The organism is Halomonas sp. TA22 (assembly GCF_013009075.1).
GTDB lineage: Bacteria > Pseudomonadota > Gammaproteobacteria > Pseudomonadales > Halomonadaceae > TA22.
In genome coordinates, this window is sequence record NZ_CP053108.1 from 2,155,841 (window position 1) to 2,181,813 (window position 25,973).

The window sequence follows — 25,973 nt, forward strand, 5'->3', positions numbered from 1 at the left end:
CCAGGCGTCACCGGTCAGATATGGCGCAGCAGCTTCTGCAACCGCTGGAGGTCGGCTGCGTCGCCGACCAGGCGTACATTGCCCGCCATCATGCCGTCGAGAAAGGCCTGCTGGGTCGGCTTGCGCAGCACGTGCAGGGCGGTCTCGACATCGGCGAAGCGCAGTTCGAGATCGAGATCCACCGGCAGCCCCTTACCCGTGGCGATGCTGCGGGGCGACATGCGGTAGTAGCGGGCGATGGAGAGATCTTCGGTGGCGATGCCCCAGTCCATGCCGCGCATCTGCTTGAGCGTATCGCGGAAAGCGGGTTTACGACGCTGGGCGCGCTTGAGCAGCAGCCCCAGCAGCCAGAGCATGAGTGTCAGCTTCATGGCGGTTCCTGAAAGATGAGCTGGCCAGAGTCCGGCCCGGCCCTGCAGATCAAGCGAAGCAGGCTGCCGGGGCACTCCAGCCCCGGCACACGACGCGTTACTTGTCGACAGCGTCCTTGAGTGCCTTGCCCGGCTTGAACGCCACGGTCTTGCTGGCCGGGATCTTGAGCGGCTGACCGGTCTGGGGGTTCTTGCCGGTACGAGCGGCTCGCTCGCGCACGGTAAAGGAGCCGAAACCGATCAGGGAAACGTCCTGGCCCTTGGCGACACTACCGGTAATCTCGTCGAGGATGACGTTGAGTACCTGGCTGGCCTTGTCCTTGGAGAGATCGGCACGCTCGGCAATAGCCGAGGCGAGTTCTGGCTTGCGCATACAGCCTCCTGGTTTTGGCATGGCAAGGCGGTAAATACCGCCGTTGTTGTTTTCGATTGAGGGTTGATCGCTTGTGGCGAGAGCGGCAGCGGGCACCAAGGCCCACGAAGCCGCTCACTAGACTAGCAACGCAGGCGCCGCCCGCGCCAGCTCGACTTTCCGCCTCACGCAATTTCCTGTCAACGCGAATCCCACCAGACGGCCATTTTCATCCTCGGCCAGGGCTGACAGGTCATGCCCCTCGCCCTCGATTCGCCAGCGAAATGCCTCCTGCGTGGGCGGCAGGGCGACGCTCGGCAGCAGCGGCGTCTTGACCACAATCGGCCAGGCGCCATACCTCACCTCGCAGGGCTCGCCGCCAAGCGTCGCCGCCAGGGCCTTGGCGGCGCTCTGCAGCGGCTGAACGTACATGGCGTTGATACCGGCAACGCAGGCGACATCGCCGAGCGCATGGATGCCTGGCTCCGAAGTGCGTAACCGCCGGTCGGTGTGGATGCCCGCCGCGCTCACCTCGAGTCCCGCCCGGGCCGCCAGTTCGCTGCGTGGCGCAAGCCCGGTGGCCATCAGCACCAGATCGGCCTTGAGTGTCCGACCGTCGTCGAGCGCCACGGCAAGCCCTGATCCGAGTCCAGCCCCGGCGGGGGCGAGCGCTTCCACGCCTCGCCCCAGCTCGAGCATGATGCCCGCCTCGGCGAAGGCCTCCCCCATGGCCCGGCCCAGCGGCTCGGGCAGCAGTCGCGGCAGCGGCGTGGTTTCCGGTGCGATCAGCGTGACCTGATGCCCGCCGCCGTGAAGATCGTTGGCGAACTCACAGCCCACCAGCCCGGCTCCCATGATCGCCACCCGGGCCGGCCGCCCCAGCGCCATCAAGGCGGCATGAAAGCGTCGATAGTCATCGAGATCGTTGATTGTGAAGACGCGCTCGCCAAGCTCGGGCGCAATGACGAAGGGCAGCCTGGGCTCGGCCCCGGTGGCGATCACCAGCTCGCCATAGCGCAGCCATTCGCGGCCGATCTCGAGGCAGCGGCGGTCGGAATCGATGGCGGTGACGCGGGTATGGGTGCGCACCACCACGCTCAGTTGAGCGGCGATCTCCAGCGCTGAGCGCTGCACCAGACGCGCAGGCGATATGTGCTTGGCAAATCCGGTAGAGAGCAGCGGCTTGGCGTAGTCGTCGCCACTGTCGGCGGTGATCAGAGTAATGGCACGCTCGGGCTCGCGGGCCCGCACCTGGCGGGCCAGGCCAAGGCCGGCCATGCCGGTGCCGAGAATGGTCAAGGGTGCGCTCATGGGGCTCCTGGCCAAGGGTGACGGCTTGAAGAGGAGCGGTCATGTTACACTAAGCGCCTTTTTTGTCCTGGACGCGTTGCGTGACAGATCGCCCCTGGTCTTCCTGATTCTGCTGCCCTTGCTGCGATTTTGCACTGGCAGCCTGTCGCGGTCGCTCGGTCGTCCCCTTGACCCAGCTGCGCGGCCAGCGCCTGCATCGCCTTGCGAGAGCTCGCTCGGCAGTTGGCTGTTTCGGGCATTTCCAAGTGCTGGTACAGGAGTATTTTCTGGTTACCATGGCGCAGGCGCTGGAACTTCCGTCTGGCTAGAGCTTGCCAGCCGGCAGGGGTGGGCGTTCATCAACGGCGCCACGGCACTAGCGCCACATCACTAGCCACTGCGGAGAATTCGATGGGTCAAGGTGTGAATCCACGCGGCATCGGACGTCTGTCCGACTTCCTGCATCTGATGCGACTCGATCGGCCGATCGGCACCTGGCTGTTGATGTGGCCGACCCTATGGGCGCTGTGGATCGCCTCCAACGGCATCCCGGAGCGCAATCTTCTGCTGATCTTCGTCGCCGGCGTCTATGCCATGCGCGCCGCCGGCTGCGTGATCAACGACTATGCCGATCGCCACTTCGACGGTCACGTCAAGCGCACCCGCAACCGACCTCTGGCCACCGGGCGCATCAGCGAGCAGGAGGCCAAGGTACTGTTCTGCACGCTGGTGGCAATCGCCTTCGTGCTGGTGCTGTTCACCAACCTCTTCACCATCCTGCTCTCGATCGGCGGGATCATCCTGGCCTTCATCTACCCCTTCATGAAGCGCTACACTCATTTCCCCCAGGTGTTTCTGGGTGCCGCCTTTTCCTGGGCGATCCCCATGGCCTTCGGCGCCGTGCAGCAGAGCGTGCCGCCGGAGGCGTGGCTGCTGTTTTTCGCCAACATCGCCTGGACGGTGGCCTACGACACCCAGTACGCCATGGTCGACCGCGACGACGACCTGAAGATCGGCATCAAGTCCACTGCAGTGCTGTTCGGGCGCGCCGACAAGCTGGTGATCGGCCTGCTCCAGCTCATCACGCTTGGCCTGCTGGCCTGGGTCGGTGTGCGCCTGGGCTATGCCGATGTCGCCGCGGGGGGCTTCTTCTGGGTGGGCCTTGCAGCCATGGCGGCGATCTTCGTCTATCAGCAATGGTTGATTCGCCATCGCGACCGAGAGCGCTGTTTCCAGGCCTTCCTCAACAATCACTGGGCGGGGCTTGTGCTGTTCGCCGGCCTGGCACTGAGCCTGTGGCCTGTCGTCTGAGGTTCGCTTCGCGCACAAGATGGCAATGTTGTCACGCGACTGTCATATTGAGGCGGTGTAATCCTCATCATTCTGTCACTGCCAGATGAGACCCGCCGGATGACCGCCAAGACCGTGCTGATCGTCGATGATGAAGCCTCCATCCGCGAGATGATCGCCGTCGCCCTGGAGATGGCCGACTACCAGGTACTCGAGGCCGACAATGCCCAGAGCGCTCATGCCATCGTGGTGGACCGCAAGCCCGACCTGCTGCTGCTCGACTGGATGATGCCAGGCACCAGCGGCATCGAGCTTGCCCGGCGCCTGAAACGCGACGAGACCACCGCCGAGATCCCGATCATCCTGCTCACCGCCAAGAGCGAGGAGGACAACAAGATCCAGGGTCTCGAGGCGGGTGCCGACGACTACATCACCAAGCCTTTCTCGCCCCGCGAACTGGTGGCCCGGCTCAAGGCCGTGTTGCGTCGCACCACGCCGAAGGGGGTGGAGGATCCCGTCGAGGTCGAGGGGCTGCTGCTCGACCCTGCCAGCCATCGGGTCAGTTCCCACGGCAGCGCCGTGGATGTCGGCCCCACCGAATATCGCCTGCTGCAGTTCTTCATGACCCATCAGGAGCGCGCCTATACGCGCAGCCAGCTCCTCGATCAGGTATGGGGCGGCAACGTCTATGTCGAGGAGCGCACCGTGGATGTGCATATCCGCCGGCTGCGCAAGGCGCTGGGCGAGACGCACCAGCACTTGATCCAGACCGTCCGCGGCACCGGTTATCGCTTCTCCGCCAAGGTGTGACGTGCGACTCTGGAGCCGCGAAATCTGGCGACTGGCGCTGCTCGCGGCAGGCTTCACACTCGTGGGTGCGCTGCTCTCGAGGCCAGGACTTGGGCTGGCCGCGGGGCTGGCCGCCGGCCTTGGCTATCATCTGGCCAAACTGCGCGCGCTCTACCGCTGGCTGACCCGCCACCCCCATGAGGAGCCTCCGGCCGCCCGCGGCCTGTGGGGCGAGCTGTTCGACCGGCTCTACAAGTACCAGAAGGCCCAACGCCTCACCCAGAACCGGCTGCGCGAGACCCTGCATCGCATTCAGGACTCCTCGGAGGCGATGAGCGACAGCGTGGTGATGCTCGACCGGCGCGGCGATCTGGAGTGGTGGAACAGCGCTGCCAGCCGCATGCTGGGACTCAAGGCGACCCAGGACCGCGGCCAGCACATCACCAACCTGCTGCGCGATCCGCGCTTCATCGAGTACTTCGACGCCCGCGACTATCGCGAGCCGCTGACGCTCCCCTCGCCGCTCTCCGATCGTCTCGTCCTGCAGTTCCAGATCACGCTCTACGGCGACGACGAGCGCCTGTTGATGGCCCGCGACATCACCCGCCTGCACCGCCTGGAGCAGATGCGCCGCGACTTCGTCGCCAACGTCTCCCATGAGTTGCGCACCCCGCTGACGGTGCTGGCCGGCTACCTGGAAACCTACAGCGACTATCGCGACCAGCTGCCGCCGCGCTTCGCACGCGGTCTCGACCAGATGCAGGAGCAAACCGGGCGCATGCAGAACCTGGTCAACGACCTGCTGCTGCTGTCGCGCCTGGAGAACGAACAGCGCACCGCCGACAGTGCACCGGTGGATGTCGCTTCGCTGCTCGACGCAATCCGTCGTGATGGTGAGTCGCTCTCCGGCGGCCATCACCAGATCGGCGTCGAGATCAGCTCGGACTTCCAGCTGCTGGGCAGCGAACAGGAGCTGCGCAGCGCGATCTCCAATTTGCTCTTCAACGCCGTGCGCTACACCCCGCACGGCAGCCATATCACCCTGCGCTGGCGAGAGTGCGACGCGGGGGGGTGCATGGAAGTGCAGGATGACGGCGAAGGCATCGACCCGGTACACATTCCGCGCCTGACCGAACGCTTCTACCGTATCGACAAGGGGCGCAGCACCGCCACCGGCGGCACCGGCCTGGGACTTGCCATCGTCAAGCACGTCCTGTTGCGCCACGAGGCACGCCTGGTGATCGAGTCCCACCCCAGCCAAGGCGCGCTGTTTCGGTGTGTCTTTCCCCTCTCGCGGCTGAGCGTGGCGAACGATGATAGGCAGGCCCAGAGGCTCTGAACGCCATCGCTGGCGAATGCTGGCTATGGCGTACGACGGCTTTACTTCTTGCCCGTCCGGCTAGCAGCGAAGTTGGCGTCGATTCGTTGGCGCAGATAGTCCTTGGCGGAAATCGGCGGATACTTTCCTTCCTGCCCCTGGATCATCACATCCTTGTTAGCCTGGCAGAAGAACGCCATGCTGTAGCGCGACCCTTGGGACTCGTCAGGCTTGGGCATGCGGACACGGTGCAGGGTCGATTTCAGTCGGTCGTCGCTCCAGCGCATCAGCATGTCGCCGATGTTGCAAGTAATGACGTCACCCCGCGGAATCACGGTGGACCACGCCTGCCCATCGGCATCGCCCTTGGCGTCACGGCCGGGACATACCTGCAGCCCACCCTGCCCCTCTTGCTGGAAGACCATGGTCAGGCAATCGAAATCGGTGTGGGCGCCGGCACGCCATAGCGAAGGGTCGCGGCCAGCATCTGCCATCATCGGCAGGTAGTGAAGCAGACGCAAGGTGCTCTGGTATTCGGGCGAGCTACGGTCGTGAGCGCGGGTGAAGAAGTCGCGGTCGAACCCCAGCCGCTCGGCAAAACAGGAGAGCACTCGCATGCCGAGCCACCAGGCCTGATACTCGAAGTCGAGCACCAGGCGCTGAAACTCCGCCAGGGTCACTTGGTCCGGCCATAACCCCTGCATGTGCGGTAGCGTCACCTGAAAAGACTCCTTCTGATCGGCAGTACGCGTCGAGGGTCTGACCTGTGACTTGAATTCCCAGCCCGCATTCAGCCCCTCCTTCAGCGGAAACTTCGCCTTGGCCGCTTCGGGCAAATCGAAGAAGTGTTCTGAAATTCTAAAAGCCTGGCGAATATCCTCGGTGGCAATGCCATGGTTGACCAGCTGAAAGAAGCCCACTTCGGTAGCGGCCCGCCACAGCTGTTCGATGATCGCCTCACGGCGGGCATCGAAATCGCTGAGATCGATTATCGGGATCTCGCGTTCGGTTTCACGCCCGATGCCGCCCAGAGTGCTTTCCAGCTGCAACTCCTGAAGGCCGTATTGTGTAGTGTCACTCATTGAAAATTCTCCAATTCAGGGGCGGGGTGATCCGCCGTGCATTGGAGCAATGCCGGGCAGCCAATCTGACTGCCTGCCGCTTCTACTCCGGTGGTGGCTTTAGCCTAGCGCTCGTCGTCGGAGGGCAGGCTCCAGCCGAAAAACAGCCGTTGTGCCAGCTGTACTGACTTGAACAGCACCAGGCTGACCGCAGACAGGAAGAACAGCGCGGCAAAGGCCTGGGGAATCCTGAAATAGGAGGTCGAGAACTGGACGAAATAGCCCAGCCCCTGTTCGGCCGCCACGAATTCGGCGATCACTGCGCCGATGATGGCCAGCGTGATTGCCACTTTGAGGCCGCTGAAGATATGTGGCACCGCGTAGGGCAGACGCACTTGCCACACTTCCCTGACAGGCGAGGCACGAAGCGAACGAGACAGCTCAAGCATCTCTTTCGGCGTTGCCAGCATACCGGTAGTGGTAGCGACCACGATTGGGAAAAACGAGATCAGGCAAGCAATGACCAGGCGCGGCGCCTCACCCGCACCTAAAATCACAATCAGTAGCGGCGCCACGGCCACGATGGGGGTCGACTGGATGACCACCAGACAGGGAAACAGCGTCCGGGTGAGAAATTCTGATCGCACCATGAGGACCGCCAGCGGCAGACTAATCAGGATCGACAATCCAAAGCCCAGTAGTGCTACACGTAGCGTGGCCCACAGGTGCACCATCCAGCGGCTCATGTCGACCGACATGAAGGCTTCGGCAATGACGCTAGGAGCGGGCAAGATGAAGCTGGGCACGTCGAACAGTCGGCATAGCAGCTCCCACAACGGCAACAGGGCCAGCAGCGCAAACGCGGGCAATATTCTGTGGCCTATATCCGAGAATAACACTTTAAGATTGCTCATCTTGCTCTCCTTTACGACACGCGACGGATGGCAAAAGATGCAGCATCACGCTTGCCCTGTTCGCAGGCCAAGTGGGGCGCTGGCGCCTCATTTGGTTGAGGGCCGAAGATATGTCGACGGATGCGCTGGGTGTAGGCGGTGAATGCGGTCAGTTCGATGGTCGCCGCGCTGCGTGGACGTGGGAGATCGATGTCGATGCTATCGGCGACAGTGGCCGGCCGCGGACTCATCACCAGCACCTTGTCGGCGAGCAGCACCGCCTCGGCAATCGAGTGTGTGATGAACAGCACTGTCTTGGGGCGCTCTCCCCAGATACGCAGCAGTTCGAAGCCCATCTGTTCTCGGCTCAGGGCATCGAGTGCCGAGAACGGCTCGTCCATGATCAAAATGTCCGGATCGAGCAACAGTGCTCGGGCAATACCCACGCGTTGCTGCATGCCACCGGAGAGCTCATCCGGGCGCTTATCGACGAATTCGTCCAGCCCGACCATATTCAGTAACTCTCGAGCCCGAACATGATCCTGGCGCCCCACTATGCGCCCCTTGTGACGAAGGGGAAAAAGCACGTTATTAATGACATTCAGCCAGGGCAGCAAGGTGGGCTTCTGAAACACGATACCCACATCGTCACCGGGTTCGCTAACCGGCCGCCCGAAGATACGCACCTCACCCTGGGTCGGCTGCATCAACCCGGACAGCAAGCGCAGCAAGGTTGACTTGCCACAGCCGGAGGGACCCACGACGGCCACAAACTGATGGCGGGCGATTTCGAAATTAACGTTCGTCAATGCCTGCACCTCTGCCTTGCGCCTGCCTCTATAGCAGTGGCCGACCCGATCGAAAGCGACATGCGGTTTCATTGTGTGGCTCCCGGCATGAAGGAACGATCGACGATCGCTTCAGGGTCTAGCATGTCCATATCTGCCTCCTGGGCTCGGGCGGTCCACTCCCAAGTGGTCGCCAAGCGCTCGGCATCGAAGGCTCCCAGGCCATGCGCATCGCTTGCCTCGTTGTAAACCAGCGGACGAATCGAGCGAATGGTGGCCTCCGCCATCTCCACGTCGACTTCCGGCACGACCGCATGCACGGCTTTAGCCGCCTCGTGGGGGTTTTCCCAGGTATATTCGATGGCCTTGGCATAGGCGCTGACGAAGCGGCGCGCCACGTCGGGACGTTCGTTGAGGAAGCGCTCGCTGGCAATCAGAGAAGTGGCGTAGAACTCCAGCCCGGCGTCGTACCAGGGCATGACGTGCAACGTCTTCCCAGCGGAGCGTGCGTTGGTCGCGTAGCGCTCATGGTCGGTAATCCAGCTGATCACCACATCGGTACGTCCGGTCAGCAGCATCGGGGCCAACGTGCCCGGGTCGCTATTAATCAGCTGGATACTCTCCTCGTCCACGCCGTTGATATCCAGCAGTAGAGGCAGGAAGAGATTGGAGGATGTGAAAGGTGAGGTAGCAATCTGCTTGCCCGCCACATCGGCGACCTCTTTGATGCCGGACTCTTCCAGGGTATAGAAGGCATGTGGGGCTTCGCTGAATACCGAATAGACGGCTTTGACGGGCATCTCGCCCTCCGCCCGGGCCATCATCAGCGCGGTAATGTCGGAAAGACCGATATCGGCTTGACGGGTCGCCAGCTTGGTCATGGCATCGTTGGAGCCACGTCCTTGGGAAATACTCACGTCAAGCCCCTCTTCTTCAAAGAAACCCTGTTCCAGTCCGACATAGATCGGCGCCTTATCGCCACCCGGTAGCCAGTCGAGTTGGAACGTCACCTGATCGGCTGCATGGGTTAATCCGGCCATCAGGACCAGCACGGATACTATTGCAAGTCTGGGTATTAAGGGGGCTGTTTTCATTGAAAATCTCCCAAGTCGTCAAAGGGCACGGGGCCGCATGACAGCCGGTTGGCAATGTATTGGCTTGGGTACGCTGGACAGACGGGAAGGGATATGAGGATAGAGGTCCTGCATCGTCACGCCCCGACCTGCCGCGTTACCGCGCCAACCGGCTGCGTGTCTAGCAATGACCCAGGCCCGAAGGCCCTGACCGCTTCTACTCAGACACGAAATTACTGATTCATTTCTACGTAATCTGTCTTGCGCTAGGCGCTCGACATTTAATGTTAGCATCGAACATGCCAGCGAGGGCCTTAGGCTAAAAAACACTGATTTTATAAAAGGTTGCTTGAGCTTGTTGTTTCTCGAGCCAGACCAACATGCACCTCAATGAGACAGCGAGCTTCACTCTCTGCGCCAAAAATGAGCGAGATAATCAAAAAGACAGACCTCACGATAAATTAAAATTCTATGTAAAACGCCGCACAACAACCAAAAGCTGGCCATTGGACAAGAATTTGCTAGAAGTAGCGGTGCAGCTGGCCCTCCGGGGCCTTTCATTATTGCGGAGTAGAAGCGGTCAGGGGCGGCGCCCCGGGACATTGCTCTGAAGGTAACCCACAGGAGCAGATGCTTTGGCCTACCTCATTCGCAACGCAACAGCGATCTTCACTTCTCAAGCTTCTAACGCCACTGATATTCGCATTCGTGACAACCGTATCGTCGAGATCGGCGATGACCTCATGGTGCAGGAGCATGAGCGAATTATCGATGCCCAGGGCTGCGTGATCTGGCCGGGGTTGGTAAATACTCATCACCATCTGGCTCAGTCAATTCTCAAGGGGGTACCCGAAGGCCTCAACCAAGGACTCGGAGACTGGCTAGGCTCGGTGCCCTACCGTTTCTGGCCCAAGATCACACCGGAGCTGATGTATCACGCGGCGCGGCTTGGCCTGTATGAGCTGTTGTGTTCCGGTGCCACCACCTGTGCCGATCACCATTATCTCTACCATCGCAACACCAGCCCGGAAGTCGAAGCCGCCGTGTGGCAGGCTGCCGATGAGCTCGGCATCCGCCTGGTACTTTGCCGAGGGGGGGCCACCGAGGCCGGTAGTCACAAGGGCATGGCGCGCCATGCCATCGAACCAGAATCGGTCGAACAGATCGTCATGCGCCTGGAGAATACCCGGAAGCAGCAGCATCAACCCGCTGCCGATGCCATGCGCCGGCTGGTGGTGGCGCCCACCAGCTTGGTTCACTCAAGTACCCCAGACGCTTTGAAAACACTGGCAGCCTATGCACGCGAGCATGGGCTGCGCCGCCACTCGCATCTGCTCGAGGTAGGCTTCGATGACATCCAGGCACGCGAAAAATACGCCATGCGCGCCATCGATTACGCTGCCGAATGCGACTGGCTAGGGGAGGACGTTTGGTATGCCCACCTGGTGCAGAGCGATGCTTATACCATCGCGCGGCTGGCCGAAACCGGCACCGGTATTGCCCATTGCCCCACCTCTAACTGCCGCTTGGGCAGTGGCGTGGCACCGGTGCCCGAGATGGCGCGACTGGGCGTGCCGATTAGCCTAGGTGTAGACGGTTCGGCTTCATCGGAGTCGGGTTCGATGCTACAGGAACTTAATCTCACCTGGCTGCTGCACCGCGCTGTAGGAGGCCCTGAAGCTACCCGGCTCGAGACGATACTGGAGTGGGGCAGCCGTAGTGGTGCCGCCATTCTGGGGCTCCATGACGTAGGTGAAATCGCTGTCGGTAAAGTGGCCGACCTGGTGCTCTACGATATCGACCAGCCGCGTTTCGCCGGCGTGCATGTACCGCTCATGGCACCTCTGCTGTGTGCCGAACCCACCACCGTTAAATACAGCTTCGTCAATGGTCGAGTGATAATAGAAGATGGAAACGTACTCGGCCTAGAGCAGCGCGAGCTCACCCAACAAGTCTGCGAGAGCGTCAGCAAGTTGCTTGCGATGGTGTGATTTCACGCGCTTTTGTTGGACGTAATCGCACCTTGAATATTCATTTTACTCGTCCTGCGACGAGGCAGAGCTGCTTTCAACGCAACAGTCAAAACAGCGCTGAAATTTCCTGCTCAGGCGAGCTGGATTTCTCGGCTACGTTATGGGAGAACCTTGTCAGGTCATATGGCCCATCAAACGCTTGAATGAAGAGGAATAACAAGATGTTCAAGAAGACCCTGCTTGCCACGGCCGTGATCGGCGCCATGCTGGCGTCGGCGGCCCAGGCCGAAACGCTGCGCTGGACGCGCTCCGCCGACAGCCTGACCATGGATCCCCACTCCCAGAACGAAGGGCCGACCCACTCCGTCAACCATCAGATCTTCGATACCCTCATCTACCAGGACATGGACGTGGAGTACCAGCCGGGCCTGGCGACCGAGTGGCACGTCAGCGAGGATGACCCCAGCGTATGGGTGTTCAAGATTCGCGAAGGGGTGACCTTCCACGAAGGACAGGCACTGACCGCCGACGACGTGGTCTTCTCGCTCAACCGCGCACGTCACGAACACGCCGACATGCGCGGCCTGTTGACCTCCATCGCCGAGGTGCGCGCCGTCGACGACTATACCGTCGAGGTGGTGACCGACGGACCCAACCCGCTGCTGCCCAACAACTTCACCAACCTGTTCATCATGAGTCGCGAGTGGGCCGAGGAGCACGGCGTCGAGGAGCCGCAGAACTACGCCGCCGGCGAGGAAACCTATGCGGTGCGCAACGCCAACGGCACCGGCCCGTTCCGGGTCGAGAGCCGCGAGCCGGACGTGCGAACCGTGTTCGTGCGCAACGACGACTACTGGGGTATCGATCACTACCCGATGGAGATCACCCGCCTGGTGTTCACGCCGATCGAATCGGCCTCGACCCGCGTGGCGGCACTGCTCTCCGGCGAGGTCGACTTCCTGCAGGAGACCCCGGTGCAGGACATCGAGCGCCTGGCCAATGCCGATGGCATCAAGAACGAGCAGGGCGCCGAGAACCGCACCATCTTCCTCGGCCTGCGCGTGGATGGCGAGACGCTGGACAGCGTCGACGTCGACAGCAACCCCTTCGCCGACCGTCGCGTGCGCGAGGCGATGAACCTGGCCGTGGATGCCACCACCATCCAGCGTGCCGTCATGCGCGGCAACTCGCAACCCGCCGGGATGATCGCCCCGCCCTTCGTCAACGGTTACAGCGAGGAGATGGACGAGGTGCTGCCGGCCGATATCGACCGCGCCCAGGAGCTGATGGAAGAGGCCGGCTACGGCGATGGCTTCCGCGTCACGCTGAACTGCTCCAACGACCGCTACGTCAACGACGAGCAGATCTGCCAGGCAGTGGTCAGCATGCTGGCGCGCATCGGCATCACTGTGGACCTGGTCGCCCAGACCCGCTCGCTGCACTTCGCCGAGATGGCTCGCGAGGAGTACGACTTCTACCTGCTCGGCTGGGGCGTGCCGACCATGGACTCGGAGTACGTCTTCAACTACCTCTACCACACCAAGGAGGATGATCGAGGCAGCTGGAACTTCACCGGCTACTCCGACGAGCGTGTCGACGAGCTGACCGTGGCGATGGGCCAGGAGATCGACGAGGAGGCACGCAACGAGATGGTCAGTGAGGCCTGGCAGATCGTGCATGACGAGGTTCTCTACGTCCCTATCCACCACCAGATGCTGACCTGGTCGATGCGTGCCGATATCGATTTCCAGGTGCAGAGCGAGAATACGCCGCACTTCAAGTACCTGCGCTTCACCAACTGATCGCGATGCAACCCGGCTCCCGTCCGCCACAAGCGGACGGGAGCTGCCTTGATATGGAAACACCATGCTGGCATTTCTGATCCAGCGCGTCCTCCAGGCCATCTTCGTGATGCTGGTCGTCGCGCTTATCGCATTCTCGCTGTTCCACTACGTCGGCGACCCGGTCCTCAACATGGTCGGCCAGGAGGCCACCGAGGCCGACCGCGCCGCGCTGCGCGCCCGCCTGGGGCTCGACCAGCCGGTAGTGGTGCAGTTCTTCCACTTCGTCGTCAATGCCGCCCAACTCGAGTTCGGCATCTCCTACCGCTCGGCACGACCGGTCACCGACCTGATCCTGGAGCGCCTTCCGGCCACCCTGGAGCTGGCGATCATCTCGGCGGTATTCGCCATCGTGATGGGCATCGTACTTGGCATCTATACCGCGCTCTATCGCGGCAACTGGCTGTCGAAGTTCATCATGACCGCCTCGCTGATCGGCGTGTCGCTGCCCACCTTCCTGATCGGCGTGCTGCTGATCTACGTGTTCGCCGTGGAACTCGGCTGGCTACCGGCCTTCGGTCGCGGTCAGACGGTGCGCCTGAGCGACTGGTGGAGCACCGGCCTTTTGACCGCAAGCGGCCTGCGCTCGCTGATCCTGCCGGCGATCACCCTGGGGCTGTTCCAGCTGACCCTGATCATGCGCCTGGTGCGCGCCGAGATGCTCGAGGTGCTGCGCGCCGACTACATCAAGTTCGCCCGCGCGCGAGGGCTCTCGAGCCGGGTGGTCAACCTGCGCCATGCGCTCAAGAACACCCTGATTCCGGTGATCACCATCATCGGCCTGCAGCTTGGTACCATCATCGCCTTCGCCATCATCACCGAGACGGTGTTCCAGTGGCCCGGCGTGGGGGCGCTGTTCATCACCGCGGTGCGCTTCGTCGACATCCCGGTGATGGCCGCCTATCTGATGATGATCGGACTGGTGTTCGTGATCATCAATCTGGTGGTCGACCTGCTCTACTACGTGGTCGATCCGCGCCTGCGCGTGCAGGGAGGTGGCAAATGAGCCAGTCGATGCACTCCGATACGCCGATACCGCCCAAGCCCCCGAGCAAGTGGAAGACCTTCCTGGAGAGCGACATCGTCTACTCCTGGAAGCGCCAACCGGTGGTGATCATCGCCACGCTGGTGACGCTTGTGATGTTCGCCGGTGCCCTGTTCGCGCCGTGGATCGCCCCGCAGAACCCCTTCGATCCGCGCCAGCTCGACCTGATCGACGCCTTCACGCCGCCCATGACGACGTCGGACTTCACCGGCAATTTCTACCTGCTGGGCAGCGACAGCCAAGGCCGAGACGTTTTCTCGGCGATCCTCTACGGCTCGCGCATCTCGCTGCTGGTAGGATTCGCTGCGGTGATCTTCGCCCTGGCGCTGGGCACCGCGCTGGGTCTGATGGCGGGGTTTCGCGGCGGCTGGCGCGACGCACTGATCATGCGCATCGCCGACGTGCAGCTCACCTTCCCGTCGATCCTGATGGCGCTGCTGATCTTCGGTGTGGTGCGCGGCTTCTTGCCGCGCTCGATGCACGCCGAGGTGGCGATCATCGTGCTGATCGTCGCCATCGGCCTCTCCGACTGGGTGCAGTACGCCCGCGCGGTGCGCGGCGCGACCCTGGTCGAGAAGAGCAAGGAGTACGTGCAGGCGGCGCGGGTGATCGGTTTGCCGGCGCGCAAGATCCTGTTTCAGCACATTCTGCCCAACGTGATGCGTCCGGTGCTGGTGATCGGCACCATCGGCCTGGCGCTGGCGATCATCGCCGAGGCGACGTTGTCGTTTCTGGGCGTCGGCATGCCGGCCACCCAGCCGAGCCTGGGGACCCTGATCCGGGTCGGCCAGGACTACATGTTCTCCGGAGAGTGGTGGATCCTGCTGTTCCCCGGCCTGGCGCTGCTGATGCTGGCGCTCTCCGTCAACCTGCTGGGAGACTGGTTGCGTGATGTCCTCAACCCAAAACTCCGCTGAACACGGCTTCGCCGAAACCGCCTCGGACACTGCAACGCTCAGCGTGCGGAAACTACGGGTGGAGTTCCCGACCCGCCACGGCACCCTGGTAGCGCTGGATGACGTCTCCTTCGATATCGCCCCCGGCGAAGTGCTTGGCGTGGTCGGCGAATCCGGCGCCGGCAAGTCGATGACCGGCAATGCGGTGATCCAGCTGCTCGAGCCGCCGGGGCGCATCGCCGGCGGCGAGGTGCATCTGGCCGGGAAGCGCATCGATGACCTCGCCGAGGAGGATTTCGTGCCGCTGCGCGGTCGCCATATCGGCATGATCTTCCAGGACCCGCTGACCAGCCTCAACCCGCTGTTCTCGATCGGCGATCAGTTGATCGAGACGATCCGCACCCATCTGCCGATGGACGAGCGCCAGGCCCGCGAACGGGCACTGGAGCTGCTGCGCGAGGTGGGCATCCCGGCCCCCGAGACACGCCTTGGCGCCTATCCGCACCAGTTCTCCGGCGGCATGCGCCAGCGTGTGGTGATCGCCCTGGCGCTCGCCGCCGAGCCGGAACTGATCATCGCCGACGAGCCGACCACGGCACTCGACGTCTCGGTACAGGCGCAGATACTCGCGCTGCTCAAGCGGCTGTGCGCCGAGCGCGGCACCGCGGTAATGCTGGTCACCCACGACATGGGGGTGATCGCCGAGACCGCCGACAGGGTGGCGGTGATGTACGCCGGGCGGCTGATCGAGATCGGCCCGGTGACTGCCGTGATTCGCGCCCCCAAGCATCCCTACAGCGAAGGGCTGATGGCCTCGATCCCCGGTATCGAGCAGACTCGCGAGCGCCTCTACCAAATCGAGGGTTCGATGCCGCGCCTGGCGGCGATCCCGCCCGGCTGCGCCTTCAACCCGCGCTGCCCGCACGCCCAGCCGCGCTGTCGCAGCGAGCGACCTGACCTGCTGCCGGCAGGGCCGGGCCTGGCGGCGTGCTGGCTGCACGATCCCATCGACCCGCTACCCCGGCTCGACGCGCAGGAGACACCCCATGCCATCTGACGCTCTCGAGGCTCCTGCCATGCCGCCACTTTCCGCACAGGGCGCCGTCGCCCAGCCAGACGTCCTGCTCGAGGCGGAGGACCTGGCGCGCCACTTCGATGTCTCCAAGCCCTGGCTCAACCGGGTGATCGAACGCAGCGAGAAGCTCTCGCTGAAGGCGGTGGACGGCGTGAGCTTCGCCATTCGACGCGGCGAGACCCTTGCCCTGGTCGGCGAGTCCGGCTGCGGCAAATCCACCGTGGCGCGGCTGATCGTCGGGCTCTACGGACTGTCCCGCGGCCGGCTCACGTTCGATGGCGAGGACATCAGCAACCTCGCCGGGCGCAGCGGCAAGCAGGCCGCAGCGGTGCGCAAGCGCTTCCAGATGATCTTTCAGGATCCCTACGCCAGCCTCAATCCTCTATGGCGGGTGGGCACCATCATCGGCGAACCGCTGCGCTTCTTCCGCCCCGAGATGCGCTCGCTGGACCGCCGCCGGCGGGTCGGCGAGCTGCTCGAACAGGTAGGCCTCTCGGCGATGGACGCCAATCGCTACCCGCATGAGTTCTCCGGGGGTCAGCGCCAGCGCATTTCGATTGCCCGGGCACTCGCCAACGAGCCGGAGTTCATGGTCTGCGACGAGCCCACCTCGGCGCTGGACGTCTCGGTCCAGGCGCAGATCCTCAACCTGATGCGCGATCTGCAGCAGGAGTATGGCCTCACCTACCTGTTCATCAGCCACGACATGGCGGTGGTCAAGCACATGGCCGACCGCATCGCGGTGATGTACCTGGGGCGCATCGCCGAGATCGCCCCCGCCGAGCGGCTCTTCGCCGACCCGCGCCACCCTTACTCGCGCATGCTGCTGGCGGCGGTGCCATCGCTTGAGGGCGCCGGCAAGGAGCGCAGCGTGATCCAGGGCGAGGTACCCAACCCGGTTCATCCCCCCTCGGGCTGCCCCTTCCACCCGCGCTGCCCGCATGCCAATCAGCGCTGCAAGCGCGAGGTGCCGAGGCTCATCGCGCTGGATGACGGCGGTGAGGTGGCCTGTCACGGTGTCGAGGAGGGGCGGATCTAGCCTCGCAACGCCGGATTTCGCCTATAACTGGCTGCGCAACCAGTCGGCCAGGCGCGCAGCGCGAGGATCACTGTGTCTACGAGGCACCCAGAGCGCCAGGCGCGCTTCGGTTTCCACGAAGCCCCAGGGCGCGATCAGGCGTCCAGCAGCCAAGTCGTCGGCGACCAGCTGCTGCGGGGCAATGGCGATGCCGAGACCCGCGGTGGCGGCTTCCAGCAGGTAATAGAGGTGCTCGAAGCCCTGAGCGATGCGTAGCTCATGCGTGTCCAGCCCCTGCGCCCATAGCCATTGCGGCCAGGCCTGTGGCCGCGACAGTGTATGCAGCAAAGGCAGCCCCAGCAGTACCTCGGGCTTGGCGTCGCACACGGCACTGAAAACGGGACAGCGAGGACTGACCACCGGGCCGATGCATTCACTGGCCAGCTCGTGGACCTCCATGTCCACCGGCCAAGGGGGCTCGGCGAACAGTAGCGTGGCGTCCACACCCAGCCGGCGCGGCTCCAGCTCACCCTCGCTGGTCGAGAGTTGCAGTCGCAGCTCCGGCAATTCACGGTTGAGCCGATCCAGACGCGGAATGAACCAGCGTGCCAGCAGGCTGCCGGGGCAGCCCAGCACGAACGGCCGCTCCTCGGCCTCGCGGCGCAGGTCGGCACAAGCGCCGCGCAGCCGCTCGAAAGTTTCGGTGGCCACGTCGCGCAAGCGTATGCCGGCGGTGGTGAGCTTCACACCGCGACCGGCCTTGTCGAACAGGGTCACACCAAGCCGTTCTTCCAGAACACGGATCTGCCGACTCACGGCGCCATGAGTAACGTGAAGCTCGTCCGCCGCGCGGCTGACACTCTGCAGGCGTGCAGCAGCTTCGAAAGCACGCAGCGCTTTCAATGGAGGCAGGTCTTGGTGCATGCCACTTGTGAGTTTTTCTGACATATCATGGCAATCTAATCGCTTTTCCGATTGATGGCCAGGAGTAAAAATGAGGGCATTGCAAAGGCAGGAGCCAACATGACCTCATTCCGCAGCGGCCCTGATGCCAAGGGCCTGTTCGGCCACTTCGGCGGTCAATACGTCGCCGAAACACTGATGCCACTGATCCACGAGCTGGCCGCCGAGTATGAAAACGCCAAGGCCGACCCGGAATTCACCAAAGAGCTCGCCTACTTCCAGCGCGACTACGTCGGCCGCCCCTCCCCGCTCTATTTCGCCGAACGCCTGACCGAGCACTGCGGCGGCGCGAAGATCTACCTCAAGCGCGAGGAGCTGAACCACACCGGCGCGCACAAGATCAACAACTGCATCGGCCAGATCCTGCTGGCCCGGCGCATGGGCAAGCAGCGCATCATCGCCGAGACCGGCGCCGGCATGCACGGCGTGGCCACCGCCACCGTGGCCGCGCGCTTCGGCATGCAGTGCGTGATCTACATGGGCACCACCGACATCGACCGCCAGCAGGCCAACGTCTTCCGCATGAAGCTCCTGGGCGCCGAGGTGATCCCGGTCACCGCCGGCACCGGCACCCTCAAGGATGCGATGAACGAAGCCCTGCGCGATTGGGTGACCAATGTCGACAGCACCTTCTACCTGATCGGCACCGTCGCCGGCCCGCACCCCTACCCGGCCATGGTCCGCGATTTCCAGGCCGTGATAGGCAAGGAAACCCGCGACCAGATGATGGCCCAGGAAGGCCGCCTGCCCGACTCGCTGGTCGCCTGCATCGGTGGCGGCTCCAACGCCATGGGCCTGTTCCACCCGTTCCTCGACGACGCCAGCGTGAAGATCGTCGGCGTCGAGGCCGCCGGCTATGGCATCGAGACCGGCAAGCACGCGGCCAGTCTCAACGGCGGCGAACCCGGCGTGCTGCACGGCAACCGCACCTTCCTGCTGCAGGACGACGACGGCCAGATCATCGACGCCCACTCGATCTCCGCCGGCCTGGATTACCCCGGCATCGGCCCCGAGCATGCCTGGCTGCACGATATCGGCCGCGTCGAGTACTGCTCGATCACTGACGAGGAGGCGCTCGACGCCTTCCACCAGTGCTGCCGCCTGGAAGGCATCATTCCCGCGCTCGAGTCCTCCCACGCGCTGGCCGAAGTCTTCAAGCGCGCGCCGGACCTGCCGAAGGATCATCTGATGGTGATCAACCTCTCCGGCCGCGGCGACAAGGACATGCAAACCGTCATGCACCACTTCGACGAACAGGAAGAACGCATATGAGCTCCCGCCTGCAGACGCGCTTCGACGAGCTGAACCAACAGAACCGCGCCGCGCTGGTGACCTTCATCACCGCCGGCGACCCGGACTATGCCACCTCGCTGGAAATCCTCAAAGGCCTGCCGGAGGCCGGCGCCGACGTGATCGAACTCGGCATGCCCTTCACCGACCCCATGGCCGACGGCCCGGCGATCCAGCTCGCCAACATCCGCGCCCTGGCCGCCAGGCAGGACCTGGCCAGGACGCTGCAGATGGTTCGCGAATTCCGCCAGGGCAACCAGACCACCCCGATCGTGCTGATGGGCTACTTCAACCCCATCCACAAGATGGGCGTCGAGCGCTTCATCGCCGAAGCGGTCGAAGCCGGCGTCGACGGCCTGATCGTCGTCGACCTGCCGCCGGAACATAACGAAGACCTCTGCGACCCGGCCCAGGCCGCGGGCATCGACTTCATCCGCCTGTCCACCCCGACCACCGACGACAAGCGCCTGCCGGTCGTCCTCAACGGCAGCTCCGGATTCGTCTACTACGTCTCGGTGGCCGGCGTGACCGGCACCGGCTCCGCGACTCTGGAACACGTCGAAGAAGCCGTCGCCCGCCTCAAGCGCCACACCGACCTGCCGGTCTCCATCGGCTTCGGCATCCGCACCCCGGACCAGGCCGCCGCCATCGCCCGCCTCGCAGATGGTGTGGTCGTAGGCTCGGCGCTGATCGACCAGATCGCCAAGGCCGAAACAACCGAGCAAGCTATAGAAGGTGTGCTGGGGCTTTGCACTCGGCTTGCCAAAGGAGTGTGCGACGCACGACAGTGAAGCGGGCGAGGCGGCGGAACTGCCCGACCTCGACAGCGTGCTTGCACATACTCGTCATATCTGGGTCAGGCACCCTCGCTAGGCAGCGCCCGATAATGCCCATCCCACATCAACACCGCGCCGGCCACGGCACCGGGCAGCAGGAACAGGTTGGCCAGCGGCAGCCAGGTGATCAGCGTCACCAGCCCGCCGAAGGAGAGCGTCGGCCAGGGGCGCGAGCTCAGCCGGCGGCGCATGTCGGCAAAGCTCACCTTGTTGTTGTCCATCGGGTAGTCGAGGTAGGTGATCGCCATCACCCAGGCCGAGAAGCTCGCCCACAATAGCGGGGCGACGACGTTGAGCAGCGGTATCCAGCTGATCACCAGCAGCAGTGCCAGGCGCGGCAAGATATAGGCGAGCTTGACCAGCTCGCGACCGATCGCATCGACCCCAGTCCTCACCAGGCCACGATCGTCCAGTGGTGGCCGGCCGGTGAGGTGCTCCTCCACCTTGGCGGCGAGAAAACCGTAGAAGGGAGCGGCAATCAGGTGGGTGACCAGGGTGAAGGTGAAGAACACCATCAACACCAGCGCGACCACGAACAGCGGCCAGATCAGCCACTCCAGCCAGGCAAGCCAGCCCGGTACCATCGCCATCCAGGCCGCCAGCCACTGGCCGAAATAGCTCAGCACGTAGTTGAGCATCAGCGCGTAGACCACCAGGTTGACCGTCACCGGCACGAACACGTAGCGCCGCAGGCCGCGGGCATAGACCAGCCGCGTGCCGCGAGTGAGAGCCGTCAGGGCATCGAGCATTGCATCCTCTCTCAAGCGATTCCTGTGGGCGTACGATACGCGCCCCGGCTCGGTGAGGATATCCTAGCGGCGCTGCTTGATGACCTCCTCGTCGAGCTCGTCGGGATCGAGGTGACGAATGTCCAGCCCCTTGACCAGATAGACCACGTATTCGGCGACATTGTCGGCATGATCGCCGATCCGCTCCAGCGCGCGCAGCACCCACATCACGCTGAGAATCGAGCTGATCGAGCGCGGGTCCTCCATCATGAAGGTCATCAGCGAGCGCATCGCGGTGGTGTACTCGCCATCCACGGCCTCGTCCTCGTGGACCACTTCCAGTGCCAGGTCGATATCGAAGCGGGCAAAGGCGGTCAGCGCGTCGCGGACCATCTTGCGCACATGCTCGCTGATATGGCGCACCTCGACGAAGCCCTTGGAGCCGCTGCTGTTCTCGGCCAGCAGCAGGGCGTTGCGAGCGATCTTGCTGGCCTCGTCGCCGATGCGCTCAAGATCGGAGGTCGCTCGGATCACCGCCAGCACCAGGCGCAGGTCGGAGGCCGCTGGCTGGCGGCGCGCCAGGATACGCGTGCACTCGTCGTCGATCTTGATCTGCATGGCATTGACCGAACGATCGTTGTCGCGCACCCGCTCGGCCAGCCGGCTGTCGCCATCGAGCAGCGCCGCCACGGCATCCTGTACCTGCTTCTCGACCAGCCCGCCCATCGCCATCAGGTGGGTCTTTAGCTCTTCCAGTTCATGGTTGAACTGCTTGGAGATGTGCTGGCTATGCGTATCACTGGTGATATCCATGTAACCTCCTGACGACCCGCGGGCTCAGCCCATGCGGCCGGTGATGTAGTTTTCGGTCCGCGCCAGGCGCGGGTTGGTGAAGACGCGGTCGGTGGCGCCATATTCGACCAGCTCGCCACCGTGCAGAAAGGCGGTGTAGTCCGAGACTCGCGCCGCCTGCTGCATGTTGTGGGTGACCAGGATCAGCGTCAGCTGCGACTTGAGATTCCTGATCAGCTCCTCGATCTTGAGCGTCGAGATCGGGTCCAGCGCCGAGGCGGGTTCGTCGAGCAGCAGCACGTCGGGCTGCACCGCCAGGGTCCGGGCAATCACCAGACGCTGCTGCTGTCCGCCCGAGAGCGTCCATGCCGACTCATGGAGGCGATCCTTGACCTCGTCCCACAGCGCCGCCGACTGCAGTGCCCACTCCACCACCTCGTCACGCTGGCGCTTCTTGAGCTTCACCTGTAAACGCAATCCGAAGGCGACATTCTCGTAGATCGACATCGGAAACGGATTGGGCGTCTGAAATACCATGCCCACCCGCCGCCTGAGCTCCGCCACGCGCACCGCAGGGGCGTGGATATCCTCACCCTCGAGCAGGATCCGGCCGCCACGCTCGACCTCCTCGTTGAGGTCGTGGAGCCGGTTGAGCGCGCGCAGCAGCGTCGATTTCCCGCACCCCGAGGGGCCGATGAAGGCAGTGACCCGATGGCGCGCCACGCTGAGCGTCAGGTCGCGCAGCGCCACCTTGTCGCCATAGGCCAAGGTCAGGCCGTCGATCTCCAGGCAGCGCTCCCGGGGATCGATCTCGATCACCGCGTCGCGCGTCGCCCGGGCGACGCTGTCGGTATGAGCCGCAAGCACGATATGCCGATCTCCTAACGTGGCAGCGCGCCATGGCGCGCCTTGAGATGATGCCGCAGAAAGATTGCAGTCAGGTTAAGCACTACGATCACCATGACCAGCAGCAGCGCCGTGGCATAGACCAGCGGCAGTGCCGCCTCGACATCGGCGCTATGAAAGCCGACATCGAAGATGTGATAGCCCAGATGCATGAATTTCCTCTCGAGGTGGAGATAGGGAAACTCGCCATCCACCGGCACTTGGGGCGCCAGCTTGGCCACCCCTACCAGCATCAGCGGCGCCACCTCCCCGGCGGCGCGAGCGATGGCCAGGATCACCCCGGTCATCATCGCTGGCAGCGCCATCGGCAACACCACGCGCTTGAGCATCTCCAACCGCGTGGCCCCCAGGGCCAGCGCCCCCTCGCGCTGGTGGGCGGGAATTCGCGCAAGGCCCTCCTCGGTGGCGACGATCACCACCGGCAGGGTCAGCAGCGCCAGGGTCAGCGAAGCCCACAGCAAGCCGCCGGTCCCGAAGGTCGGCGATGGCAGGGTATCGCTGAAGAACCACTCATCCAGCGTACCGCCAATGCCATAGACGAACACCCCAAGCCCGAATACGCCGTAGACGATCGACGGCACCCCGGCCAGGTTGCGAACGCCGATGCGCACCAGCCGTGTCAGCCGCCCTTGGTGGGCGATCTCATTGAGATAGACCGCCGCCAGCACGCCAAACGGCGTCACCAGCAGCGACATCAACAGCACCATCAGCACGGTGCCGAAGATCGCCGGCCATACCCCGCCTGCGGTGTTGGCGGCTCGCGGCCCTTGGGAGAGAAATTGCCAGACCCCACGGCTCCAGGCGGCCAGCTTGGCGGACAGGCTCATGGCATTGGGGCGGCTCAGCGCAAGCACCCCCTCCAGCGGCTGCACGTAGCGATGGCCCTCGACACTGGTCAGCTCCACGGCGTCGCGGGCCATCTGTGCCTGCACTTCCAGTACCTGGGCATTGGCCGCCGCCAGCGCCGCCTCCAGCGAGTGGCGTACGTCCTCTCGCTCACTGCCGCTCGCCCCCAGCTCACCCAGTCTGCGCACCAGCGGCATCACCTCGGCGTCGCGCAGCGCATCGCGCTCCTCTCGCAGCCGCTCCAGGCGCTGCATGCGAGCCTGCAATGCCTCCCAGAGCGCCTCGTCATCGGCGAGCGCGAGCGGTTCGCCCTGCTCGAGCAGGGCTAGCGGACGGCCGATGAACTCCCCCCAGCGGCGCCGCTCGACGACCACCAGCTCACGCGGTAGGCGCTCTTCGATGATGGTCTCGATATCGACCCAGCGCCAGTTGGCGCCATGCCACTCGCGATTGCCGGTACGGTAGAGTCGTTCGCGACGCGACGCGGCGCCGGCAAGCGTTTCCTCGCGTATTCGCTGTCCGGCAAAGTGGCTACCATCGCCAAGCTCGACCAGATGCACCGATGCCGGCCAGAAGTGGGCAAGGCCGCGGCCGGCAAGCAACGCCAGCAGAGTGATCACCATCAGCAACGACAGCGCCACGCTGCCTGCGGCAAGCCAGGGCCAGGGGCCTTCGCCTCGCGGCAAGCGCAGCCGGCCGCCAATGGTCGGTCGCGCCATCATGACACGCCACCCAGACGCTGGTAGCGGCGCTTGAGCCTGCCGCGCACCACCTCGGCCAGGGTATTGACGCAGAAGGTGAAGACGAACAGCAGCAAGGCGCTCAGCAGCAGCAGCCGGTAATGGGTGCCGCCCACCACGGCTTCGGGAAGCTCGATGGCAATATTGGCCGACAGAGTGCGCATGCCCTCCAGCGGGCTGAGCGCCATGATCGCCGTATTGCCGGTGGCCATCAGCACGATCATGGTCTCCCCCACCGCACGCCCGGCACCGATCATCACCGCCGAGAAGATCCCCGGGCTTGCCGCCGGCAACACCACCTTCCACAGTGTCTGCCAGCGTGTCGCGCCCAGTGCCTGGGCACCCTCGCCGAGAGTTGCCGGCACGCCGGAGAGGGCGTCCTCGGCCAGGGCATAGATCGTCGGTATCACCGCGAAGCCCATCGCCAGACCCACGATCATCGCATTGCGACTGGCGTAGTCGAGCCCGAAGGCGACGTGCAGCCAGCCACGCAAGTCGCCGTTGAAGAACGTACGCTCGAGCCCGGGCGAGGCCCACATCGCCAGCACTACCAGCAGCGCCAGCCATGGCACGAGCCATACCCCGGCCCAGCCCAGCGGCAGGCGCTGGCGCCAGCGGGGCGAGAGCCATGACCAGAGCCAGCCCCCCAGCAGCATGCCCAGCGGCAGCACCAGCAGCAGCGAAAAGGCGCCGACGAGCTGGCGCTCCACATAGGGGGCCAGCACCAGCCCGGCGATGAAGCCGATCACCACGCCGGGCAGCGCCTCCATCAGTTCGAGCATCGGCTTGATCCGGTGGCGCAGGCCACGCGACATGAAGCAGGCCGAGTGCACCGCGGTACCCAGCGCCAGGGGGATGGCGAACAGCAGCGCGTAGCCGGCCGCCTTGAGCGTGCCCCAGGCCAGCGGCGCCAGGCCGAAGCGCGCTTCGTTATCGGTGCTGGCGACGCTCGCCTGCCAGCGATGCTGGGCCTCGCCATGCCCCTCGTAGTGCTGGGGCCGCCACAGGGTGCGCCAGCTCACCTCGCCATGGGCATCATTGATCGTCAGGCGCTCGACGCGCTCCCCCTCCGACCACAGCAGGCGGCCGTTGGCATCAAGGCCCAGTGGCGCTCCTGCCGGTGCCGGCCCCGACCAGCGCAGTCCACTCAGCGACTGATAAAGCGACAGATGACCGGCCAGGTCCCAGGCCAGAAACTGCCGTTCAGGCAGGGCGATCAGCTGTCGAATGGGCGTTGTCCCCGTGGTGGCGTAGCGTTCGGCCAGCACCGGCAGTGGCGAATCGGGGGCGCTCACCCAGCGCTGCACGCCGCCGGCATCGTCACCGACGATCAGCGTCGGGCCGCCGCTCAGCAGTGTCAGCGCAGTGATCTGCCGACCCGCCTCGACCGCCGTCAGGCGTCCTTCCAGCCGCGGTGTCTCTGCCGCGAGGCTGAAGCGCACAAGCTCCCTCCCAGCGGCCAGCCACAGCGCGTTGTGACCCAGCGCGGCCGGCACGGTGTCACCAGGACCGGCAAGCCCCGTGGCGACGGCAAGCCGAGAGGCCTCCTGCCAGGGGCGCTCAGCCGACAACTCGCCAACCATTGTTGCCTCCGCAGTGACCTCGCTTGTCGTCACCTTGGCGGGGGCGAACAGCGGCACCACCTCGACCGCCAAAAACACACCGATCGCCAGCACCGCCGCGATCACGCCAACGCCGCAAGCGGTAATCAACCAGGTCGCCAGCCGGTCGCGGCCGTGGCGAAAACGGTGGCGGAGTCGGGCCGCAGAGGTGGAGACATCGATCATGAACGGCCCAGG

The 25,973-nt window shown here is 64.1% G+C and carries 24 protein-coding genes; 11 read left to right on the top strand and 13 right to left on the bottom strand.

The genetic code is table 11. The annotated features are described in order from the left end of the window. Positions 1–14: 14 nt before the first annotated feature. From HJD22_RS10050 to HJD22_RS10060, 3 genes are all read right to left on the bottom strand, one after another. Positions 15–371, bottom strand: coding sequence for a hypothetical protein (locus tag HJD22_RS10050; RefSeq protein ID WP_208655373.1), 357 nt, complete (start codon positions 369–371; stop codon positions 15–17). Between the two features lie 97 nt (positions 372–468). After that, positions 469–765 carry an HU family DNA-binding protein gene (locus tag HJD22_RS10055; protein ID WP_208655372.1) on the bottom strand — a complete coding sequence of 99 codons (297 nt, stop codon included), beginning with the start codon at positions 763–765 and terminating at the stop codon, positions 469–471. A gap of 96 nt (positions 766–861) precedes the next feature. Beyond that, on the bottom strand, positions 862–2,034 hold the full coding sequence (locus HJD22_RS10060) for an FAD-dependent oxidoreductase (RefSeq protein WP_208655371.1): 1,173 nt from the start codon (positions 2,032–2,034) through the stop codon (positions 862–864). A gap of 390 nt (positions 2,035–2,424) precedes the next feature. Between HJD22_RS10060 and ubiA the strand changes: the two genes are divergently transcribed. From ubiA to phoR, 3 genes are all read left to right on the top strand, one after another. After that, positions 2,425–3,324, top strand: coding sequence for a 4-hydroxybenzoate octaprenyltransferase (gene ubiA / locus HJD22_RS10065; protein ID WP_208655370.1), 900 nt, complete (start codon positions 2,425–2,427; stop codon positions 3,322–3,324). Positions 3,325–3,423: 99 nt separating this feature from the next. Then, entirely contained in the window at positions 3,424–4,113 is a 690-nt protein-coding gene (gene phoB, locus HJD22_RS10070) for a phosphate regulon transcriptional regulator PhoB (protein ID WP_208655369.1), read from the top strand. A gap of 1 nt (position 4,114) precedes the next feature. Next, positions 4,115–5,431 (top strand): phosphate regulon sensor histidine kinase PhoR, encoded by a 1,317-nt coding sequence (gene phoR, locus HJD22_RS10075; protein ID WP_208655368.1) that lies wholly within the window; start codon positions 4,115–4,117, stop codon positions 5,429–5,431. Positions 5,432–5,472: 41 nt separating this feature from the next. Here phoR and HJD22_RS10080 read toward each other — a convergent pair whose 3' ends face one another. From HJD22_RS10080 to HJD22_RS10095, 4 genes are all read right to left on the bottom strand, one after another. Next, entirely contained in the window at positions 5,473–6,492 is a 1,020-nt protein-coding gene (locus HJD22_RS10080; protein ID WP_208655367.1) for an isopenicillin N synthase family oxygenase, read from the bottom strand. A gap of 104 nt (positions 6,493–6,596) precedes the next feature. Then, on the bottom strand, positions 6,597–7,385 hold the full coding sequence (locus HJD22_RS10085) for an ABC transporter permease (protein ID WP_208655366.1): 789 nt from the start codon (positions 7,383–7,385) through the stop codon (positions 6,597–6,599). 11 nt (positions 7,386–7,396) lie between these two features. After that, on the bottom strand, positions 7,397–8,245 hold the full coding sequence (locus HJD22_RS10090) for an ABC transporter ATP-binding protein (RefSeq protein ID WP_208655365.1): 849 nt from the start codon (positions 8,243–8,245) through the stop codon (positions 7,397–7,399). Beyond that, a complete protein-coding gene (locus tag HJD22_RS10095; RefSeq protein ID WP_254280820.1) occupies positions 8,242–9,192 on the bottom strand; it encodes an ABC transporter substrate-binding protein in 951 nt (316 codons plus the stop codon). Before HJD22_RS10095 ends, HJD22_RS10090 begins: the two co-directional genes overlap by 4 nt. Before the next feature lie 668 nt (positions 9,193–9,860). Here HJD22_RS10095 and HJD22_RS10100 point away from each other — a divergent pair. From HJD22_RS10100 to HJD22_RS10125, 6 genes are all read left to right on the top strand, one after another. Next, positions 9,861–11,216 carry an amidohydrolase family protein gene (locus HJD22_RS10100; RefSeq protein WP_208655363.1) on the top strand — a complete coding sequence of 452 codons (1,356 nt, stop codon included), beginning with the start codon at positions 9,861–9,863 and terminating at the stop codon, positions 11,214–11,216. Positions 11,217–11,419: 203 nt separating this feature from the next. Beyond that, on the top strand, positions 11,420–13,000 hold the full coding sequence (locus HJD22_RS10105) for an ABC transporter substrate-binding protein (protein WP_208655362.1): 1,581 nt from the start codon (positions 11,420–11,422) through the stop codon (positions 12,998–13,000). 64 nt (positions 13,001–13,064) lie between these two features. Next, positions 13,065–14,045: an ABC transporter permease gene (locus HJD22_RS10110; protein ID WP_208655361.1), complete on the top strand. Its 981-nt coding sequence runs from the start codon at positions 13,065–13,067 to the stop codon at positions 14,043–14,045. After that, a complete protein-coding gene (locus HJD22_RS10115; RefSeq protein ID WP_248730203.1) occupies positions 14,042–15,001 on the top strand; it encodes an ABC transporter permease in 960 nt (319 codons plus the stop codon). Before HJD22_RS10110 ends, HJD22_RS10115 begins: the two co-directional genes overlap by 4 nt. Continuing rightward, positions 14,976–16,037 (top strand): ABC transporter ATP-binding protein, encoded by a 1,062-nt coding sequence (locus HJD22_RS10120; RefSeq protein ID WP_208655360.1) that lies wholly within the window; start codon positions 14,976–14,978, stop codon positions 16,035–16,037. The genes HJD22_RS10115 and HJD22_RS10120 overlap by 26 nt, the downstream gene beginning before the upstream one ends. Then, entirely contained in the window at positions 16,027–17,094 is a 1,068-nt protein-coding gene (locus HJD22_RS10125) for an ABC transporter ATP-binding protein (RefSeq protein WP_217267751.1), read from the top strand. Before HJD22_RS10120 ends, HJD22_RS10125 begins: the two co-directional genes overlap by 11 nt. A gap of 21 nt (positions 17,095–17,115) precedes the next feature. Here the strand turns inward: HJD22_RS10125 and HJD22_RS10130 are convergent, their stop codons facing one another. After that, on the bottom strand, positions 17,116–18,021 hold the full coding sequence (locus HJD22_RS10130) for a LysR family transcriptional regulator (RefSeq protein ID WP_302051025.1): 906 nt from the start codon (positions 18,019–18,021) through the stop codon (positions 17,116–17,118). Positions 18,022–18,096: 75 nt separating this feature from the next. On the opposite strand from HJD22_RS10130, the gene trpB reads away from it, so the two are divergent. Both trpB and trpA read left to right on the top strand, forming a co-directional pair. Continuing rightward, complete coding sequence (gene trpB, locus HJD22_RS10135; RefSeq protein WP_208655359.1) at positions 18,097–19,308, top strand: tryptophan synthase subunit beta; 1,212 nt, start codon at positions 18,097–18,099, stop codon at positions 19,306–19,308. Then, on the top strand, positions 19,305–20,117 hold the full coding sequence (trpA, locus tag HJD22_RS10140) for a tryptophan synthase subunit alpha (RefSeq protein ID WP_208655358.1): 813 nt from the start codon (positions 19,305–19,307) through the stop codon (positions 20,115–20,117). Before trpB ends, trpA begins: the two co-directional genes overlap by 4 nt. 65 nt (positions 20,118–20,182) lie before the next feature. Here trpA and cysZ read toward each other — a convergent pair whose 3' ends face one another. The 5 genes from cysZ to HJD22_RS18105 form a co-directional block, all read right to left on the bottom strand. Beyond that, positions 20,183–20,911 carry a sulfate transporter CysZ gene (gene cysZ, locus HJD22_RS10145; protein WP_208656856.1) on the bottom strand — a complete coding sequence of 243 codons (729 nt, stop codon included), beginning with the start codon at positions 20,909–20,911 and terminating at the stop codon, positions 20,183–20,185. Between the two features lie 63 nt (positions 20,912–20,974). Next, positions 20,975–21,703, bottom strand: a complete 729-nt coding sequence (gene phoU / locus HJD22_RS10150) for a phosphate signaling complex protein PhoU (RefSeq protein ID WP_208655357.1) — start codon at positions 21,701–21,703, stop codon at positions 20,975–20,977. Positions 21,704–21,727: 24 nt separating this feature from the next. Further along, the gene (gene pstB, locus HJD22_RS10155; protein ID WP_248730226.1) at positions 21,728–22,501 is read right to left on the bottom strand and encodes a phosphate ABC transporter ATP-binding protein PstB; all 774 of its coding nucleotides are present in this window, start codon (positions 22,499–22,501) and stop codon (positions 21,728–21,730) included. Between the two features lie 62 nt (positions 22,502–22,563). Continuing rightward, complete coding sequence (gene pstA, locus HJD22_RS10160) at positions 22,564–24,156, bottom strand: phosphate ABC transporter permease PstA (RefSeq protein WP_248730204.1); 1,593 nt, start codon at positions 24,154–24,156, stop codon at positions 22,564–22,566. Beyond that, a complete protein-coding gene (locus HJD22_RS18105; protein WP_208655355.1) occupies positions 24,153–25,961 on the bottom strand; it encodes an ABC transporter permease subunit in 1,809 nt (602 codons plus the stop codon). Before HJD22_RS18105 ends, pstA begins: the two co-directional genes overlap by 4 nt. Positions 25,962–25,973 lie beyond the last annotated feature (12 nt).

Coding starts and splice junctions, on each gene's coding strand:
- HJD22_RS10050 (WP_208655373.1), bottom strand. CDS start 371: ATGAAGCTGACACTCATGCTCTGGCTGCTGGGGCTGCTGCTCAAGCGC.
- HJD22_RS10055 (WP_208655372.1), bottom strand. CDS start 765: ATGCCAAAACCAGGAGGCTGTATGCGCAAGCCAGAACTCGCCTCGGCT.
- HJD22_RS10060 (WP_208655371.1), bottom strand. CDS start 2,034: ATGAGCGCACCCTTGACCATTCTCGGCACCGGCATGGCCGGCCTTGGC.
- ubiA (WP_208655370.1), top strand. CDS start 2,425: ATGGGTCAAGGTGTGAATCCACGCGGCATCGGACGTCTGTCCGACTTC.
- phoB (WP_208655369.1), top strand. CDS start 3,424: ATGACCGCCAAGACCGTGCTGATCGTCGATGATGAAGCCTCCATCCGC.
- HJD22_RS10080 (WP_208655367.1), bottom strand. CDS start 6,492: ATGAGTGACACTACACAATACGGCCTTCAGGAGTTGCAGCTGGAAAGC.
- HJD22_RS10085 (WP_208655366.1), bottom strand. CDS start 7,385: ATGAGCAATCTTAAAGTGTTATTCTCGGATATAGGCCACAGAATATTG.
- HJD22_RS10090 (WP_208655365.1), bottom strand. CDS start 8,245: ATGAAACCGCATGTCGCTTTCGATCGGGTCGGCCACTGCTATAGAGGC.
- HJD22_RS10095 (WP_254280820.1), bottom strand. CDS start 9,192: ATGGCCGGATTAACCCATGCAGCCGATCAGGTGACGTTCCAACTCGAC.
- HJD22_RS10105 (WP_208655362.1), top strand. CDS start 11,420: ATGTTCAAGAAGACCCTGCTTGCCACGGCCGTGATCGGCGCCATGCTG.
- HJD22_RS10110 (WP_208655361.1), top strand. CDS start 13,065: ATGCTGGCATTTCTGATCCAGCGCGTCCTCCAGGCCATCTTCGTGATG.
- HJD22_RS10115 (WP_248730203.1), top strand. CDS start 14,042: ATGAGCCAGTCGATGCACTCCGATACGCCGATACCGCCCAAGCCCCCG.
- HJD22_RS10120 (WP_208655360.1), top strand. CDS start 14,976: ATGTCCTCAACCCAAAACTCCGCTGAACACGGCTTCGCCGAAACCGCC.
- HJD22_RS10125 (WP_217267751.1), top strand. CDS start 16,027: ATGCCATCTGACGCTCTCGAGGCTCCTGCCATGCCGCCACTTTCCGCA.
- HJD22_RS10130 (WP_302051025.1), bottom strand. CDS start 18,021: ATGTCAGAAAAACTCACAAGTGGCATGCACCAAGACCTGCCTCCATTG.
- trpB (WP_208655359.1), top strand. CDS start 18,097: ATGACCTCATTCCGCAGCGGCCCTGATGCCAAGGGCCTGTTCGGCCAC.
- trpA (WP_208655358.1), top strand. CDS start 19,305: ATGAGCTCCCGCCTGCAGACGCGCTTCGACGAGCTGAACCAACAGAAC.
- cysZ (WP_208656856.1), bottom strand. CDS start 20,911: ATGCTCGATGCCCTGACGGCTCTCACTCGCGGCACGCGGCTGGTCTAT.
- phoU (WP_208655357.1), bottom strand. CDS start 21,703: ATGGATATCACCAGTGATACGCATAGCCAGCACATCTCCAAGCAGTTC.
- pstA (WP_248730204.1), bottom strand. CDS start 24,156: ATGATGGCGCGACCGACCATTGGCGGCCGGCTGCGCTTGCCGCGAGGC.
- HJD22_RS18105 (WP_208655355.1), bottom strand. CDS start 25,961: ATGATCGATGTCTCCACCTCTGCGGCCCGACTCCGCCACCGTTTTCGC.